Source organism: Methylocystis sp. SB2, assembly GCF_049817085.1.
In the GTDB taxonomy this organism is placed as follows: domain Bacteria; phylum Pseudomonadota; class Alphaproteobacteria; order Rhizobiales; family Beijerinckiaceae; genus Methylocystis; species Methylocystis rosea.
In genome coordinates this window covers 2,505,799-2,523,949 of sequence record NZ_CP187401.1, presented here as the reverse complement: position 1 = coordinate 2,523,949, position 18,151 = coordinate 2,505,799, and the positions used below count along the sequence as shown (strand labels likewise).

General features: G+C 61.1%; 10 protein-coding genes. 1 reads left to right on the top strand and 9 read right to left on the bottom strand.

The window, feature by feature from the left end:
- The 8 genes from ACPS74_RS12435 to ACPS74_RS12400 form a co-directional block, all read right to left on the bottom strand.
- On the bottom strand, window positions 1-7,203 hold the full coding sequence (locus ACPS74_RS12435) for a non-ribosomal peptide synthetase (protein ID WP_029648401.1): 7,203 nt from the start codon (window positions 7,201-7,203) through the stop codon (window positions 1-3).
- A gap of 43 nt (window positions 7,204-7,246) precedes the next feature.
- Window positions 7,247-7,471, bottom strand: a complete 225-nt coding sequence (locus ACPS74_RS12430; RefSeq protein ID WP_029648402.1) for an MbtH family protein — start codon at window positions 7,469-7,471, stop codon at window positions 7,247-7,249.
- Window positions 7,472-7,475: 4 nt separating this feature from the next.
- Window positions 7,476-8,840, bottom strand: a complete 1,365-nt coding sequence (gene fes / locus ACPS74_RS12425) for an enterochelin esterase (RefSeq protein ID WP_029648403.1) — start codon at window positions 8,838-8,840, stop codon at window positions 7,476-7,478.
- Window positions 8,837-10,438 (bottom strand): PepSY-associated TM helix domain-containing protein, encoded by a 1,602-nt coding sequence (locus ACPS74_RS12420; protein WP_029648404.1) that lies wholly within the window; start codon window positions 10,436-10,438, stop codon window positions 8,837-8,839. The genes fes and ACPS74_RS12420 overlap by 4 nt, the downstream gene beginning before the upstream one ends.
- 15 nt (window positions 10,439-10,453) lie before the next feature.
- Window positions 10,454-10,738: a hypothetical protein gene (locus ACPS74_RS12415; RefSeq protein ID WP_029648405.1), complete on the bottom strand. Its 285-nt coding sequence runs from the start codon at window positions 10,736-10,738 to the stop codon at window positions 10,454-10,456.
- Window positions 10,735-11,022: a hypothetical protein gene (locus tag ACPS74_RS12410; protein ID WP_029648406.1), complete on the bottom strand. Its 288-nt coding sequence runs from the start codon at window positions 11,020-11,022 to the stop codon at window positions 10,735-10,737. Before ACPS74_RS12410 ends, ACPS74_RS12415 begins: the two co-directional genes overlap by 4 nt.
- 14 nt (window positions 11,023-11,036) lie before the next feature.
- On the bottom strand, window positions 11,037-13,469 hold the full coding sequence (locus ACPS74_RS12405) for a TonB-dependent siderophore receptor (protein ID WP_029648407.1): 2,433 nt from the start codon (window positions 13,467-13,469) through the stop codon (window positions 11,037-11,039).
- 403 nt (window positions 13,470-13,872) lie between these two features.
- Entirely contained in the window at window positions 13,873-14,157 is a 285-nt protein-coding gene (locus tag ACPS74_RS12400) for a hypothetical protein (protein ID WP_029648408.1), read from the bottom strand.
- Window positions 14,158-14,265: 108 nt separating this feature from the next.
- Between ACPS74_RS12400 and ACPS74_RS12395 the strand changes: the two genes are divergently transcribed.
- Window positions 14,266-14,607 (top strand): antibiotic biosynthesis monooxygenase family protein, encoded by a 342-nt coding sequence (locus ACPS74_RS12395; protein WP_029648409.1) that lies wholly within the window; start codon window positions 14,266-14,268, stop codon window positions 14,605-14,607.
- Between the two features lie 26 nt (window positions 14,608-14,633).
- Here ACPS74_RS12395 and ACPS74_RS12390 read toward each other — a convergent pair whose 3' ends face one another.
- Window positions 14,634-18,035: a PAS domain S-box protein gene (locus ACPS74_RS12390; RefSeq protein WP_029648410.1), complete on the bottom strand. Its 3,402-nt coding sequence runs from the start codon at window positions 18,033-18,035 to the stop codon at window positions 14,634-14,636.
- Window positions 18,036-18,151: the final 116 nt, after the last annotated feature.

The following is an 18,151-nucleotide window of genomic DNA, read 5'->3' as shown; positions in this document are numbered from 1 at the left end:
CTAGCTCCTCGCCTCTCTGTCGCGCAGCAAGTCGTTGAGGATTGGCCCCAAAGCCTGCAGGGAGCGCGGAGAGACAATGTCCGTGTGGGCGCAGTTCAGGTCGACGACGTTGAGCTGGCCCACATAGGGACGCCAGGTCTCCTGGACGTCCATTCCCGGCGGCAAGGTCCGCCTCGCTACGAATAGCGTCGCCGCTCCGGGATAGCGCGCCGTCCTCGCGGTGGAGAGTAGACGCACTGAATCTTCATAGTTCCGCATGATATTGCCGAACATCTCGGCTTTTTCCTTCGCCAGGGCCGAGTCGAGAGCGTCTTTGGAGGCGTTCATGAACAGCGCGCGCTCCTTCTCGATCTCGTTTTCTTCGTCTTCCGTCGGCGGTCTGCTCCAGTCCTGGATTTCTGGTGGATAGGTGTCGAGCAGTCCGAGAAAGTCGACCACGTCGCCTTCTTCGACGAGTCGCACAGCGATCGCCTGCGCCACCACGCCGCCGAGCGAATAGCCGAGCAGCCGGTAAGGCCCACGTGGCTGTATGTTGCGGATCGTTTCGAGATGTCTCTTGCAGACCTCATCCATCGTATCGCAGACGGCGATGACCCCGTTCGGCCGCGGCGACTGGAGTCCGATCACGGGGGAATCGCTTTGGAGATAGCGGGTGAGGACGCTGAACTGCCACGAAAAACCGGAAGCGGGATGAATGCAGATCAGCGGCGCATCGGCGCCCGAGCGCAGATGCAGCACTTCGCCGAAGCCCGCCTTGCGCTCTTCGCCGGCCTGTTCGTCGAAAAGCGCGCGCGCAAGCCGCTCAACGCTCGAATTGACGATCACTTCGCCGACGGAGACAGGCGTCTTGAATTCCGTCTCCAACGCGGCGGCAAGCTGCATAGCGAGCAAGGAATGTCCGCCGAGTGCAAAGAAGTCATCGTCGGCGTTGACCTCATCGATCTCAAGAACGCGCGCGAATATTTCTGCAAGAGTCGTCTCAATTCCCGGGAGCGGCTTGCGGCCTTGGCGAGGAAGCGCGCTTCCCGGCGCCGGCAACGCCTTCCTGTCTAGTTTGCCGCTGGCGTTCAGCGGAAATTCCGTCAGGCAGACGACGGCTGTCGGAGTCATGTGGCCCGGCAGACGACGTAAAAGCGCGCTGCACAACGCCTCGCCATCGAGTTCCGCATCCTTTGATGGAACGACATAGCCGATCAACTGACGCTCATCGGCGCCGCCGCCGACTCGTTCGCCCGTCGCTCTTGCTATGACCGCGGCCTGCGCGACGCCGGGCTGCTCCAGCAGCAAGCTTTCGATTTCGCCGAGTTCAATCCGCTGACCGCGGATCTTGATCTGGTCGTCGCCTCGACCAAGATATTCGATTGTTCCGTTCGCGAGCCAGCGGACGATATCGCCTGTGCGATACATTCTCTCGCCGTCCGCAAAAGGATCTGCGACGAAACGACTGGCCGTGAGCGACGGGCGGCCGAGGTAACCATCGGCGAGCTGGACGCCAGAAAGATAAAGTTCGCCAGCGACTCCGACCGGCGTCGGCCGCAGCCAACCGTCGAGAACCCGCAAGCCTGTGTTCCACACAGGTCTCCCGATGGGAACGCTGCCCGCCTCAGCAGCGTCGTCTGCGCCGACGCCGCAGGCCTGTTGATAGGTGACGTCGACAGCCGCCTCTGTCGGACCGTAGAGATTATGCAGCGGCGCGCTGAACAGCGTCTCATAGGACCGGGCTAATTCTTTCGACAGCGCTTCGCCGCTGCAGAAGACGAGACGCAGACTGCTGGAGTCCGCCGCATGGCCGGAATCGGATTTGGCCGTCGCGACGAAGGTCGCAAGCATTGACGGAACGAAGTGGATCACGCTGACCGGGTGATCCTGAATGAGCCGAAGCAGCTCGCGTGGATCGCGATGCGCTTCGGGCGGCGCGACGACGAGACGCGCGCCAGTCATCAGCGGCCAAAAGAACTCCCATACCGAAACATCGAAGCTGCTTGGCGTCTTCTGCAAAATGACGTCGTCGGCGCTCAATCGGTACTCGTGCTGCATCCAGCGCAAACGATTGACGATGGCTTTGTGAGAGATCGTCACGCCCTTAGGACGGCCGGTCGAGCCGGAGGTATAGATGACATAGGCCGCGTCTTCGGGGCTTGGGAAACGGGCCTCGGTCTTCACCGCGTCTTCGTTCGAGCCGTCCAGTAGATGGTCATAGACAAGCAATGCGCCTAATCGCTCGAAGCGATCCTGCAGCTCGGACGTGGTGACGATGAGGCGAGGTCGGGCGTCTTGCACCATGTATGCAAGACGTTCTTCCGGATAGCCCGTGTCGAGCGCCAGATAGGCGGCGCCCGCTTCTTGCGCGGCCATCAGCGCGATGACGAGTCGCACAGAACGTGGCAGCGCAATCGCGACAATGTCGCCGGTCGTGACGCCCGTGGCCGCGAAGTTGCGTGCGAGCGCCGCCACTTGCCGCCGAACCTCGCGGTAGGACAGCGCATGATCGCCGTCGACCAGCGCTATAGCGTCCGGCGTGCACTGCGCCTGGTCCGCGAGCAGCTCACATAGAGTGCTCGGATAATTCGCCACCTTCGTCGCGTTGACGCGCGCGAGCAGATCTCGCTCCTCGGGGAGCAAAACGTCCATCGCAGAGAGCGGCGCGTCGGGTCGGTCGACGATCTGTTCCAGCAGTCTCGTGACACGGCGGGCAATGCGCTCCGGCTCCTTGACGCCTTCGCGATATTCGAGCCGCAGCTCCAGGTCGCGGCCCGGCAGAACCATCAGCGTCAAAGGATAATGCGTATAGCCGCGATTGCGGGCGCCGACGCATCGCAGACCGCCGAAGTCGGCCGCGAACAGATTCGCGTCTTCCGGATAATTCTCCACCACGAGCAATGTGTCGAACAGGTTTGAAACGCCGCACAGCCGCTGGATTTCGCCAAGGCCAACGCCGTCATGCTCCAGCAGCCGAATTTGTCGCTGCTGGACATTGGCAAGCTGCTCGAGCAGCGGCTGATCCGGGCGCAGCCGCAAGCGGACCGGCAGCGTGTTGGTGAAAAGTCCGATGTGGGCTTCGACGCCTTCGATCGCCTCGGAACGGCCAGACATTGGCGATCCGAAGACGACATCGTTGCGACCCGTCACTGTCGTAAGAAATGCGCCCCAAACGCCCTGCATCAGCGTGTTGAGCGTCAGGCCGCGGCTGCGGCGCAGCGCCTCAAGTTCTTCCAGGAATCCGGGCCGAAGATTAAGCGGCAGCTCATGAATGGCGCCGAAGCGCTTCGTGTCTTCAAACAGCAATGTCGGCGCAACGCCCTGCAGCGCCTCTCGCCAGGCGAGACGCGCCGGGGCCGGGTCGCGGCTGGCGAGGCGACGCACGACCGTTGGATAATCGGGCGTGAGAGGCGGCAACGCATGACCCGCATAGGCGCCGAGCAGCTCTCGCAGCATAATTGTTGAAGACCAGCCGTCGCCGATCAAATGATGCGAGCAGATGAGCAGAACATGCCTGTCGCCGGCAAGGCGCACCAGCGTCGCCTGCGCCATCATCCGCTCCTGCGCCTCGGCGCCAAGAAAATCCTGATCGAGCTCCGCCCGCTCGAGACGGTCGAGTTCGCCGACTTGCTGCTCTTCATCGCATGCGTCGAGATTGCAACGCTTCCATGGCCAGTGACGTAGACTGGACCCCTCATCGAGCAGCGGAAGGATTTGCAGCGCAGCGCCCTGTTGAACGTCGAAGATGGCGGCCAACTGGGGGTGACGGCGTAGCAGCATCTCCAGCGCATCCTTCAGTCTCTCGACATCAAGCGGACCTTCGAAATCAAAGCGGGAGATAGCGTTGTAGCGGCTGGCTTGCTCGCCGAGCCGGGCATGGAACAGCAGTCCTTCTTGTAACGGCAAGGCAGGCAATACGGCGGCGATCGGACCGAAGCGCTCGCGCAAGGCATCCAGCTCTGCCCCGCCGATTTCGTTGGTCTCAAGAGTTTCGGCGGGCGCCGCGTCAGACTTCGACTCGAGCGCCTTCGCCATACGCGCGACGCTGCGGCACTCGAAGATGTCTCGCGGCCGCAACAGAGCGCCACGCCGACGCAGCGCCGCGCAAAGGCCTGTCGCAGAAATGCTGTCGCCGCCAAGAAAGAAGAAATCGTCATCGGCGCCGACGTGGTCCACGCGCAGGATGCCGGCGATTAGATCGGCCAGCATCGCTTCGGGTCCAGGAAGCGGCTGGCGGCTTTTCGATTGAGCCGTTTCAGACGGATCGGGCAAAGCCTTCCGATCGAGCTTGCCGTTGGCGCTCAGCAGCAATGCCTCCAAAACCACGATCGCAACCGGCGTCATATAGGCAGGAAGGCGCTTGCTCAGCGCCGCGCGCAGCGCGTCGCCGTCGAGTTCGTCGCCGCGCGTCGCGGGCGTGACATAGCCGATGAGCTGTCGAGCGTCAGAAGCAAGCGCCGACGCATGTCCGGAGCCGAAAATGCGCGCGATAACCGCCGCCTGCCCGACGCCAGGCTGATCTCGCAAAGCGCTTTCGATTTCGCCGAGCTCGATCCGCTGGCCGCGAATCTTAAGCTGATCGTCGCTACGACCGAGATAATCGACGGTTCCGTCGGGCAGCCAGCGCGCGATGTCGCCGGTGCGATACATGCGTTCGCCATCGGCTTCAGGGTCGGCGACGAAGCGGCCGGCGGTCAGCGAAGCTCGGCGCCAATAGCCTTGCGCGAGTTGCGCGCCCGTCAGATAGAGATCGCCGGCGACGCCGATCGGCGCGGGGCGCAAGCGCGCGTCCAATATGCGCACGCCTGTGTTCCACAAAGGCCGCCCGATCGGCACGCCCGGTCCCCGCGCCGACGCGAGCGCCTGACCGAATGCAGGTTGATAGGTCACCTCGACCGTCGCTTCGGTCGGTCCGTAAACATTATGTAGCGGCGCGTGAAAAAGAATTTCGAAGGCTTCGGCAAGCTCTTTGGACAGAGCCTCGCCAATGCAAAACACTGCTCGCAGGCTTACAGCGTCACGCGCGGCGTTCGCCGTCGTCCGAACGCCGGCGACAAAGGCGGCGAGCAGCGAGGGCACGAAATTCATCGTCGTGACCCGATAGTCGCGGATGACCTGAAGCAGCGCTTCCGGATCACGGTCAACTTCTTCCGGAGCCATCACAAGACGCGCTCCGCATGTCAGGGGCCAGAAAAACTCGCCGACCGAGACATCGAAGCTGCAGGCCGTCTTCTGCAGAACCACGTCGTCGGCGTTTAGCGCATATTCGTCTTGAAGCCAGCAAAGGAGATTGACGACCGCGCCGTGAGAGACAACGACGCCCTTCGGTTTCCCGGTGCTGCCTGACGTGTAGATGATATAGGCCGGGTGGCCCAGCGTGAGCGTCGTCTTTGGCGCTGAGGGATGTCCTTCGACGCCGGGCGCAAGCTCATCGAAGATCAGAACCGGTCCCATGTTTTCGAACCGGCTTCGCAGAGTCTCGCTGGTGATGATCACACGCGGCGCTGCGTCCTCGGCCATATAAGCCAGTCGCTCGTCGGGATAATTGATGTCGAGGGGCAGGTAGGCGGCGCCCGTTTCAAGCACCGCCATGATCGCAAGACTTAAGTGAACAGTCCGGGGAAGCGCGATCGCGACACGATCCTCGGCGACGACCCCCGCATCTGCAAGCATCTGCGCAAATCGAGAGATCTGCCGTCGAACCTCTCGGTAGGTCAGCGTATGGTCTGCATCAACGAGCGCTATAGCGTCTGGCGTCTTTGCTGCCTGGGCGGCCAGCATGTCGCATAATGTCAGCCGTGGAACATCTTTCGCCGTGTCGTTCGCCGCCGCGATCAGCGCGCGCTCGCCTTCGGTCAGGAGCGGCGCCGCGCCGATTGCAAGCTTGGGATCTGCCGCAAGGCGCTCCACGAGACAGGCGAGCCTGTTCGCGTGCAGTTCCAGATCCTGCTCGTCGTAGCGATCGCAATTGCCGACGAGATCAATCGTCAACCTGCCGTCGTCGACATAAAGATCGATTTCCACATCTTCGACTGGCCCCGACGCCAGCTGATGCGTCACACCCGCGACGCCATCGAAATCGAGCCTATAGTCGAACATTTTTAGATTGAGCATCGGCCCGTAGAGAGAGCGATCCGAACCGACCAGCCCGAGATCTCGCCGCAGCTGTTCGGCTTCGTACCGTTGGCGTCGGCGCACCGCCTTCAATTCGGAGGCGAGCGCTGTCGCCGCCTCCGACAGTAACATCGATGGCGTCATGCTCAACTGTACAGGAAGGACGTTGACGACCGGACCCGCGGCGAAGAGCGCGATGGATCCCATGCGTCGCATGAAGGGCATGCCGACCGACAATCGCGTCGCGCCGCTCATCCGGTGCAGATATGCGAAGACGGCCGCCATCGCCATTTCGACGCCCGAGATACGAAAAGCGGCGCCTTGCGTCTCGAACGCTGTCATAACATCTGGCGGAAGAGATATTCTCCGCCGCAGTGCTAACGACACATCCGTAACCTGAGAGGCCTTCGCGCTCGGCTGCGACAATGCGATCGGAGTCGGCAGATTTTTGGCGTGGTCCCGCCAAAACAACCGGTCTGCTTCCTGCGCCTTCGAGCCCTCATAGGATTGGTATTCTTCGACGACCTCGGCGAAGGAGGTGAAAGGCGAATCCCCTAAAGGCTTGCCGCGCCTTAGCGCCGTGTAAATATCGGCGATGCGCCGCGCGATGGCGGTAAAGCTGAAACCGTCGACCATCAAATGGTGGTATCGCTGATACCAGAACCAACGCTCGCCATTCGATGTTTCGCCGAGACGAATCAGCGCGTGCCGATAGAGCAACGCGTCGCCATCCAGTGGCAGATCCGCCGCCAGATCGGCGCGCATGAAGGCAAGCGCTGCAGCCTCCGAATCGGGTTCTTCGCTGACGTCAACGACATCCGGATCAGGCGACTCTCCAGCGTGTCGGCGTTGAGGAATGATTTGCGAGAGCCGGCCCTCGGTCTCGATAAATCGGGCATGAACTGTATCGGCCTCGGAAAGTCCGATGCGAATGGCGAGGCGTAGAGATTCAAGATCGACGTCGCCATTCAGCTCTACATATTGCGCAACGATGAAAGCGTTTCGCGTCGGTGAAACCTGATCGCCCATCCAGATGCCCGGCTGCGCGGCGATGAGCGGGAGCTCAAGCGCGATCGGCAAGGAAGGTCGCAAAGGCGGAGCCAGAAGCACTTGTCGTTCCCCTCAAAAGAAAGCTGTTTACGAAATCATTCGATCAGCGCGGACGAGAAGCCTCACGAAGAGATTTCGGGCGCATGTCCGTCCAATGCTCATCGACAAATTTTACGCAGTCGCTCCGATCGCTCGGACCGAAGAGCCGTCGCCAGCCCGCGGGCTCCGGCGCGAATGTTGGCCAGAGACTGTGTTGTCCCTGGGAATTGACCAGAACGAGAAACGTAAGGCTTTCGTCGTCGAATGGGTTTGGCTGCGCGTCGTTCACACATTCACTCCGTCGCGTTTGTAATCGCCAATCTTGAAGCGTCCGAGCGAGACGCCGTAACGCCCGCGGGCGCCGCACGATGGTCGGCGAGCAGAAGAGATAGTCCGTCGATCAATCCGCCACGCCAGCAGAGCGGATCGTGCCCGCCCGAATAGACGCGATAGTGGGCGTCGTGCCCTGCGTCGATGAGAGTCTGGTGAACGCGGTCGCTGGCGACGCGAATGACTTTCTCAAAGCTTCCAGCCTCAAGAAAGACGCGAAGACGGAAAACGCCGCTCTTGCTGCTCTCGATCAAATCCGCGACGACGTCTCGCCCATGACTGCGCGTGTCAGGAACGTGCGCGCGTGGCTCCTCCCCCACATAACTTCCCGGCCACCAAAACGAGCCAGATTGGCTGAGCACGCAACCGAAGCGTTCCGGCGAGCGAAGTCCCGCGAAAAGCGCCGCGAGTCCGCCAAAACTCTGTCCAGCGATGACGGTCTTGCTCGGATCGTGGCCGTACGGCGCGAGGCTTGCCACGATTGGCAAAAGCTCCTGCTGAACGGCCTCCAGAAAGGCTTCGTCACACGCGAGTTCGCGACGACGCATGTTTGCGTCGAGCGAATCGATGAGCACATAGACGCTGGGCGGGAGCAAATCGGCGTGCGTGGCATGCTCCAGGGCCGAGAAGACCGGCATGGCTTCGGCCCAATATTGGCCGTCCAGGAGCACGACGAGAGGAAGCTTGGTTTCTTTAGGCGTCGCGCCCGTGCGATAGATCCAAACACGGCGACTGTTACGCAGCCGAGCGCTGTTCCATTCGATTTGATGCAGGCGACTTTGATCGGCTGCTGCGCGGTTTTTGCGGTCGACGTCTCGCCACGCCGTTTGGAATGGCGCCTGCGGAAGATGCGCCGCGGATAACGGCTGTCCGCGCAGACCGACATGGCCAAGGTTGGGGTTCAGCGGATCGGTCTGCGCGAACTTCAGCGCCGAACGCCACCACTCCTTCGGGGTCGTTTCGCGGCCAACACCCTGCGCGCCAAGGAGATGGTCGTCGTCGAGAGGAATGAAGCAATAGCTTCCGCGCCATTCAGCCTCTACCTCGAAGGACCAATGCCAGACGTCCGTTCCGGCGATCCGCTCCAAAGAGGCGGGTTCATTGCTATGATGATCGGTGACGGAGCAGATATCGATATAAACGGATAGAGTCCTTGAGGCCGTCGCATCGCCTTCGGGGTCTCGCCACAAGAACAAAACGCGCGCCCGGTCCCCGCCTATCGCCTGGACAATCGGACAGCCTTCGATGGCGACCCGACGCCACCAGCGATCGGAGCCCACGTCTTGGCCGAAGCGCGCTTCCAACAATTGCTCGCAGGGCGTCGTCATCGCGCCGCCTCCTGCAATTGGCGGCGTGACGCGGCCCAGACGCTGTCGGTGGGCCCATATTCCACGCGATGAGCTGCAGAGCGCGCCATCCAGACGAAGCATACGGCGGCGGAAAGCGCGACGAGGTCGACGCCGAGCGCGGCCAGGCTTGCCGAACCTTGCATGCCGAGCGCAGGCGACGCCCAACTGAACAGTGAGGTGAAAGGAATCGCAGCGGCCGCTATCGCGGCAAGCCAGAGAAGCTCAACACTGGCCGCGGCCGCTCCCCTGAGAAACGACCAAAACACGCTCGGCAGGAACACGGCGTAATAAACGCCATTGTGCCACACATCAATGTTCGCGACGCGGCCATTCAACCATTTCGCCGCCACGATCGTGATGGAGATCGCGCAGATCGCGCCGAGACAAACGCCGACCGTCGCGGCGGACATCAGCCGCGTCGATGTCTTCTGATTTACGGGCCCGCCGTTTCGCCGTTCAGTTCGCCGGCGAGACTCAATCCAAAGCAAATTGCCGGAATAGAACAGGAAGGCCCCCACGATGCCGAGAAGGAAGTAGCAGACACGCACGATATCGCCGCCGAAGGTAGCGAAATGCAGGGCGAAGAACGTGGCCACGACGCCCGTCCAAGTTCCCTCTCTGCCCGGCAGGTAGTCCGTGTTGGCGATCTCGCCGGTGACCGGACTGATGACCGCAAACCCCTTTCCTCGCGTCATATAGCGGGCGTCATAACCCCAAACCTGAACCGAGGCGCCGCGAAGTCCAGCGTTTCGGTAACGCATCTCGGCGGGGACGAAACTCGGCGACGCCGCCTTCACCCGCTCAAGGAGCGTGTTGACGGGCAGCATCGGCGCGGGTCGCTCGTCCTTCTTGATAGAGTTGAACGGGTTGCTCGCGGCCATGACTGACTTCAGACGGCCGTCATAGACGACGTAGTCGAGCGCGTCGTACAGGGGTTCGTGCAGGCAGAAAACGACCGCGCTCAGCGCGATGACGATGTGGAACGGCAGGCTGACGACGCCCACGACATTATGCGCGTCGAGCCACATGCGTTTGAGATTGGCGCCGATTCGCAGCGCGAAGAGATCCTTGACGAGCGAAGGCAGAACGATGATCAAGCCCGACACAAGCGCCACCGCATAGACGGCGCTCACGACGCCCATGATGGTCTCGCCGATGTCATTAGCGCCTGGAATGCCAGCGGTTCGGTGAATGTTGTCGACGAAGTCGGCAAGACTCGAGCGATATGACTGCGCAAGGCGCAAGTCGCCTCCGGGAGAGAGTTCCGCCGACCATGGCGTCTTATCGTCCTTGCCTTTTCGCCATGTGAGGCGCGTCCAAAGATCTTCGGTATCGGTGAGATAAAGTGTGAATTCCTTCGCTGCGTCAGGGCGAGCGGAAAGCGTGTGCGCGATCAATTCATCCGATCGGGCAAGCGCGGTGAGGCGGACTGGAGCGGGGGATGAAACCCAGCGCGCGAGCGGCTCGGCGAACACCGTGATGGAGCCGGCGTAGAAGGCGATGAACAGAAACATCCCGGCGGTGATGCCTGTCCACGTATGAACAACCTTATAGAGTCGAACAACGTCGCTGCGCATCGTGCGTTGTTCCTATTAGCGAAGGAAAAAGCGGCAGGCGAATAGGCCGGCGTACGCCATTAGATTTGCGCCGCCCAGCCAGAGCCACGCGCGCATACCGCTCGAAAAGAAGAAACACAGACTCAGCGTCGTCAGCCAGATCGGCGCGATAAGCCACATCACCAGCTGAAATTTATTCGGGGTTGCGAGTCCGCCGGGAGTAAGCCGCGCAAAGAGACCCGCAAGCCCGATCGCGAGGCTGAAGCCCAGGATGACGCCGGCCGAGGTTTTGCTGACCCAATCGCGTCGGATCTGATTCATAGCGCGTTCCTGATGAAGGTTCGCAGCGCTCCTAGGGCTGGGAAGACGATGAACAGAAGCATGATAAAAACGAGCGCCGCGAAAATCGCGGTCGAAAGCTGAACCACCTGACTCCACAGAAAAACGCCGAGAGGCAGCAGCGCCGCGCCCGTGAGGCCGCTCCACAGAGCAGGCAGAGGCCGCGACAGCCAGCGCTGGTTCTGTGCGCCGAGATAGAAGCCGGCGGCGCCCATTGCGATGGCCGCGCAGGCGGCGAATTGAATTGCTGCGGGCGAGAGGTTCATCGTCCGCTCCCACCTTAGAAGTTGAAGGTCGCCGACAGGAGGACGGTGCGCGGCGCGTCGAGCGTGGCGAAGCCGTCGTTGAAGGCGCCGGACCAATAGCTGTGGTTGAACAGATTGTTCACATTCGCCCGCAGCGTCATGTCTGTGCCGTAGATCTTCGTGGTGTAGCGAGCGCCTGCGTCGAAGCGCGCCCATTCAGGAATTCGGTAATAGTTCAACGAGTCGACATAGAGGGCGCTGGTATAGATGACGCGGCCTTCCACGGTCACCCCGACCAGATAGGGAAGGTCCCATTCGCCATAAAAGTTCGCCTGCCATCTCGGAATGCCGAAGGCGTTCTTTCCGGTGGTCTTTCCGTCAGCGCTGTGCGTGATGACGCCGACCATATAGGTGACGCCGCCCAGCACGCGGACGCCCGGAATCGGCTCGCCGAAGACGTTCCACTCTATGCCCTGGTTGCGCTGCCGGACCGGCTTGTAACTGATCAGGCCGCCGCTCGTTACGGTCGAAAGAGTCGGTTGGGTAATCTCGTAGAAGCTCAGCGTATTCGCAAGAATGCCCAAATCCAGCTTCGCGCCAGTCTCGATCTGCTTGGAGACAAAGGGCGGAAACGACTCGTTGAAATTGGTTGCAAGCGGATTGGTGACTCGCAACCCCTGACTGAGGCCCTCGATATAGTTGGCGTAAAGCGACAGCCGATTGTCGAACGGCTTCACGATCAACGCATAGGCCGGCGAGAGACGATGGCTATCATAGGAGTTGGTCTCCAAGCCGGTATTGGCTTGAAAGGTCTTGGTCATCACGCGTTGGCTGCGAAGTCCGCCGATGAACTGGATACGATCGTCGAACGCGGAAATAGTGTCGGCGAAGGCGAGGCTGGCGAGATAGTTCTCTCCGGTCTTTCGCGGATCGGTCTCGAAATACGGCCGACTGGGATTGAACGCCGTGTTCGGAACGACCGCCGGCGGCGGCGCCTGAGGCGGCACGACGGGCAGATAAATGTTCGATCTGTATGACCCGCTGAAGCCGAACTCCGAACTTTGGCTTAATTTCAGCGCCGAAGCGCTCAGCACGAATTGATGGCGCAGCGGGCCCGTGTCCAATTGGCCGCGAATGCCGCCCTGCGTCGACAGCGTATTGGTGTAGCCGCGCAGATTGACGATTCGTGGTCCAGTAAAGTTACCGAGGAGATTGACGCTTGGGGCCTGGGTTCCATTGGTGAAACCGAAGTTCCGGCTGTCCAAAAACCCGATCCCGGCGAAAACGGTGACATTTTCTGCAATATCGAGTTCGCCGCGCGCCATGACCGCCGCGTTCTCAAACCGGGCGTTCGTACCGATAAACAGATTCTTGCTTGCGCTGGGCGCAGCCGCCGCTCCAATGCCAGTGAAGCTCGCGAAGAATGCGCTGCCGTTCTTGAAGATTTCCTGGCTGTGATAGGCGTCGATCGACAGCCTGACGCGCTCTTCGCGGAAATCGAGCGCCAGCGCATTCAGGCCACGCACTTTCCACTGCTCGTCGAGCGCGGTCCCGCCGCTGCGATAAACGCCGTTGTAGCGAACGCCGAACTGGTTATGGTCGCCGCCGCGTCGCCCGACGTCGATATGCGTGCCGAACTGAGAACTGGATGTGTAATCGGTGCTGACGCTGGTGATTGGCGCGTCGCTGGCATGTTTGGTGACGAGATTGATCGAGCCGCCGACCGCGCCAAAGGGCGCCATCCCGTTGAGCAGCGCGCCCGGACCCTTGAGCACTTCGACGCGCTCCAGGAATTCGGTCGGCACATGGCCGTCGGGCGCGAGACCATACATGCCATTGAGCGCGAGCTCGCTGCCTAGCACGGGGAAGCCGCGAATCCGGAAATTCTCGCGAATGTGCCCGGCCGACGTGCTCATGCGGACCGACGGATCGTTCTCCAGGACCTGCTGCAGGGTGCGCGCCTGCTGGTTCTCGATCAGCGCCGACGTGTAGCTCGTCACATTGAATGGCGTATCCATGAAATCGCGATTGCCGAGCATGCCGAGCCGGGCGCCGCGAGCGACCTCGCCACCGGCGTAGGCCGGCGGAAGATTGCCGATTTCGCCCGTCGGCGGAGACGGCGCAACGCCGCTTGCGCCGGAGAGCAGCGGAGGACCGACCTGGGGGGCGGCGGACGTGGCGCCGCGCGACGTCGAAGCCACGTGCGGTCTGGGGCCGCTCGGATGAACGCTGCTCGCCCGTGCGCTCGATGCGACGGGACGTTGCGTCTGTTGCCGCGGATTGGCTTGCGGCTTTTCGCGCGGCGCGTCCACGGTCACCGGCGGCAATGTTTGCGAGGCGTTCTGCGCCGAAGCCGATGCGATTTCGAGCGCGATCACAACCGGCGCGCCAAGACCACATACAAGTCGGGATTTTTTCCCGATCGTCCAAGATTCGAGGCAGGAAAATTTGGAATGTTTCTTAGTCATTCTTCTGCCTCTACTAGTGTGCAGTGCGATGCTTCGCGTTCTATGCTGTAGATAGCTCTAATAAATTTTTTTCGTCAATCACGCTGCGGTTAATTCGGAAGTCTTTCAAGCATCATGTGACATATGTACCATAGTTTACCTGTATTTATTCTTATTCCAAAGTAGATAGTACTTTGTTGCTTAAGTTGTAAACAAAACGACTCGCACGCAGTCACCGAGCGGCGTCGAGCCAGCAGAATCCAATCGCGCGGCGGAGGGTCCGAGGAGATCGCAAGGGCGCTGGTCTGAGTTGCGTCGGAACTCGCAGGCACATCGAGCTTCAGATCGCGCGGTTGGGCGCAACGCTTGCAGCGAATCGTGATTCACCGGCGTGCGCTTACGCCGCCGAGCGGAAGGAGCGCTGCTATTGTTCCTGCGCCCGGCTGTGCTCGAGTGCGACTGAATCGCGTGAGACTTTCTCTGTGACGGGACTGCGCCCTCGTCCGCTCAGCAGCGCGCGCAGCAGGACGGCGATCCTCGTCCCATTGTGCAGCGTGGCGACGGCGAAAGGAAAATCGTCGGCATCGGACAAAATCCGCAACCGCAGTCGCTTGTCCAACTCATGGACAATTTCTACACACGCCGTGATCAGCGAGGACATCAAAGAGTTGCTGATCACGCCTGCGGCGAACGTCAGATGAGGGACCATCGAGTCCAAGCCGTGGCCGCTGCAGCCAGGTTCTTTGCCTTTCGCCTTGGGGACGATTAGCTAAGAACGCTGGCGGAACCCGCCGAGCTCAATGACAGGAGCCGAGTCATGTTTGTCGCAATGAACCGCTTCAAAATCGTCAAGGGAAAGGAACAGGCCTTCGAGGACGTCTGGCGGTCGCGTCAGTCGCGGCTTCAGGAAAGGCCCGGCTTCATCGTCTTCCATTTGCTCAAGGGGCCGGAGCGGGAGGACCACGTTCTCTATGCGTCGCATGCGCTGTGGGAGACTCGGCAGCACTTCATCGATTGGACGCATTCCGAACATTTCCGCGAGGCTCACAAAAACGCTGGTCAGAACCGCGATCTCTATTTGGGCGGTCCCGAATTCGAAGGTTTCGACGCGGTACTCACCGAAGCCAATCCAAACTATGCGCCTACTGCCGCAGCATAGGATTGACGCTGCAAGAGCACGGAGCGTCAGCCTCCCAAGGAGGGTGACGCAGCTGGATCGACGCGATCCGCGAGCGGTAAACTGACGATGAATTCGCTGCCGCGGCCGACGCCCGCGCTGCGCGCTTCCACCCGGCCGCCGTGGATCTCCACAAGGCTGCGCACAAGCGCGAGGCCAATGCCGAGCCCACCTTCGGAAAGCCGAATTTGGCCGTCCGTCTGCGCGAAAAGATCGAAGACGCGCGGCATCATGTCGGCGCTGATGCCGACGCCATTGTCGCGAACCCGCAGCACGACTTCGTTATCACCGCGCGCGGCGTCGATTTCGATGCGGCCGCCCGGCGGGGTGTATTTCGCCGCGTTGTTGATGATATTGGCCGCAATCTGCGCCAGACGGACGGAGTCGCCGAAAACCCGAAGCGGCTCATCCGCGACATTCACGGTTACGCGGTGACTCTTGTTTTCGATGAGCGGCTGACAGGCCTCCAAGGCATGCCGCAAGAAATCCGACACGGCGACGTTTTCCTTTCGCAAGTCGACTTTGCCACGGCTGATCCGTGACACTTCAAGAAGGTCGTCGACGAGGCGAACGAGGTGATCGACCTGTCGCTGAACCATAGCGAGCAGCGGAGTGTCAGGAAATTGGGGACCATATTTCCTCTTCAAGATATGCACGGCGTTCCGGATCGGGGTGAGCGGGTTGCGTAATTCATGCGCCAGAGTGGCGAGGAACTCGTCCTTACGGCGGTCGGCGTCTTGCAGCGCGCTTTCAGCCTCATGGCGCGCGGTCACGTCGGCATGAGTGCCGATCGCCCTTAGCGGCCGGCCAGCTGCATCCCGCTCCACGACCCGCCCGCGGTCCAGAATCCAGCGCCAGGAACCGTCTTTGTGGAGCAAGCGGTGCTCGCATTCATAGATTTCGGCGCGGCCCTCCAGATGATCGGACAATCGAGCGGCAACGGTTTCACGCTCGTCTGGATGAATCAGCCTTTCCCAGGCTCGGACATCGGGTTTCATTTCGCTGAGTTCATAACCAAGCATGGACGCCCAACTGCCGCCGAACTGAACCCGGCCGCTGGGCACGTGCCAGTCCCAGAATCCCAACTGGCCGGCTTCCAGCGCCAGCTCGAGTTGCTGCTGGCTTTCCCTTAGCGCCATTTCGGCCTGCTTGAGATCGTTGATGTCCGTATTGCTGCCGAACCATTCGACGATCTCGTCGGTTGCGTTGCGAATGGGTGCGGCCTGAACGCGCATCCAGCGCCACTCGCCATCATGTCGGCGGATGCGGTGCTCGCTCCAAAATGGCTCGCCGCGATCGAGCGCTGCTCGCCACCGCGCCGCCGCGGCCCGGAGGTCATCAGGGTGAACGACCTTGGTCCAGCCGTCCCCCAGCATTTCCTCGGCGGTCTGACCGGTGAAGGCCATCCATTCCTGTTGCGGCTTTTGATGCAGTCCGGATGGCGGACAGCTCCATGTGATCGCGCTCGCCGCTTCGACGAGAGAGCGATAGCGCAGCTCGCTTTCGCGCAGCGCCTCCTCGACCCGCTTGCGCTCGGAAATGTCGATGTTCACGCCTGTGAGGCGCACCGGCTTGCCGGCCGCGTCCTTGAAACCTTGAAAACGTCCGGCAATCCAATGCACGCTGCCGTCGGGCCAGACGACTCGCCACTCATGCTCGACGGGCTCGCCCGTGGCTAGCGTCTCGTTGACCTTGGCGGCTGCGCCCGCGCGGTCCTCTTGGTGCACCAACTGCTCCCAGGCCGACCGCCTCCGGCCGAACTCGCCCGGCGCCAGCCCATACATGGCCTCTAATTCCGGCGTCCAGATGTTCACGTCCGTCAGGATGCGCCAGTCGAAGGCGCCGATCTTGGCGGCCTCGGTCGCCAACCGCAGCCGAGCCTCGCTCTCGCGCAGCGCCTCCTCTGCCTGCTTTCGGTCGGTGATGTCCTGCGTAATGCCGAAGCCGCCAAGAAGTGCGCCCGCCGCGTCAAATTCCAGATAGGCCTTCTCACGCACCCATTTGACCTCCTCCCCGGACACTATGCGATGCTCGATGTCGTAGGGTTCGCCGCGAAGGGCGGCCTGCCACTTTGCGTCGACATCGGCCCGGTCGTCGGGATGCACGATGGAAAGAAAACTGTCGTAGGTCAGGGGCGTCCCCCTCGGCACGCCGAAGATTCGATAATTCTCGTCCGACCAGGTCAAAACGTTCCGGCGCACGTCGAGCCGCCACCAGCCGATCTTTCCGACCTCCTGGGCGCGGTCAAGATCATTGCGGCTTTGCTGCAGCGCCTCTTCAGCCAGCTTGCGCTCTGTGACGTCCTCAACGAAAGTGATGATCCACCGCGGTACGCCGTCGGCCCAGCGAGTGAGCGAGACGCTCTTGCGGACCCAAATGTTTTCGCCATTCTTTCGAACGTAGCGGTTTTCGACGACGAAGCCCGGGATCTCGCCGGCGAGCATTCGTTCGGTCAAGGCCTTATTGGCTGGCCAATCATCAGGATGGATCAGTTCCGACCCCTTGAGGGCAAGAAGTTCCTCACGCGTATAGCCGGTGATCACACAATAAGCGCGGTTGGCGTCCAAGTGCGTATCGTAAGGCCCGTTCATCGCAAAGCCGATCGACGCGTTGGCGAAGGATACGCGGAAGCGTTCCTCACTGTCGCGCAGCGCCGCCTCGGCCTGCTTGCGTTCGGTAATATCGCGCACGAATGCGCGCATGCCGACAACACGGCCCTTTTCGTCGACAACGGTCCACGTTCGCAGGCTTATCGGAAATACGGCTCCATCCTTGCGGATATATTCCTTCTCATATTCGGCAGATTCGCCGCGCGGAAGAATGTGCTCCCGCACGACCGCCGCTTCCATGTCATGCCAGACATCCGGTGTCAGCTCTTGATAAGTCAGACGCTTCAGCTCTTGGAGAGTGTAGCCGAGCATCTTCTGGTAAGCGGGGTTGGCTTCAAGAATACGGCCGCTCATATCGACGGTGACGATGCCGTCGCGACTCGTCTCAAAGAGCGAACGATAGCGCTCTTCGCTTGGCCGCAACGCGTCCAAGCGCTCTTTGCGCTCGGTTATATCTATCCGATCATGGAAATCGATGATGGAGCCGCTGTAGCCAACGAATCCGCCTTGCTCATCATAGTGCGGCGCGCCGACCGCCAACGCCCAGCGAAACTGGCCATCCTTGCGTCTAAGCCTTGCGACGATCTGAAACGGGCGCTCTGATCGTCCCGCCAAACCGAGCTCGACCTTCACCAACTCCAGATCGTCGGCGTGGATGGCTTTCAGCCATCCTTCTCCCATCGCAGCTTCGGCTGTTTGACCGGTAATTATTGTCCATTGCCGGCCGATGGAATTGCATTGTCCGTCGACATCCGTTGACCAGTTTACAACCCAGAACGTGTCCATGTCTGAAAAAGTCATTTGCTATCCGATGGACAGAAATATCTGAGGTGCCAAGCAGAGCGATCCAGCCCTATTGTACAGCTTGGCCGGCGCAATCCGGACGCCTGGAGGCGTTGGTTCCGGACAGCTTAAGC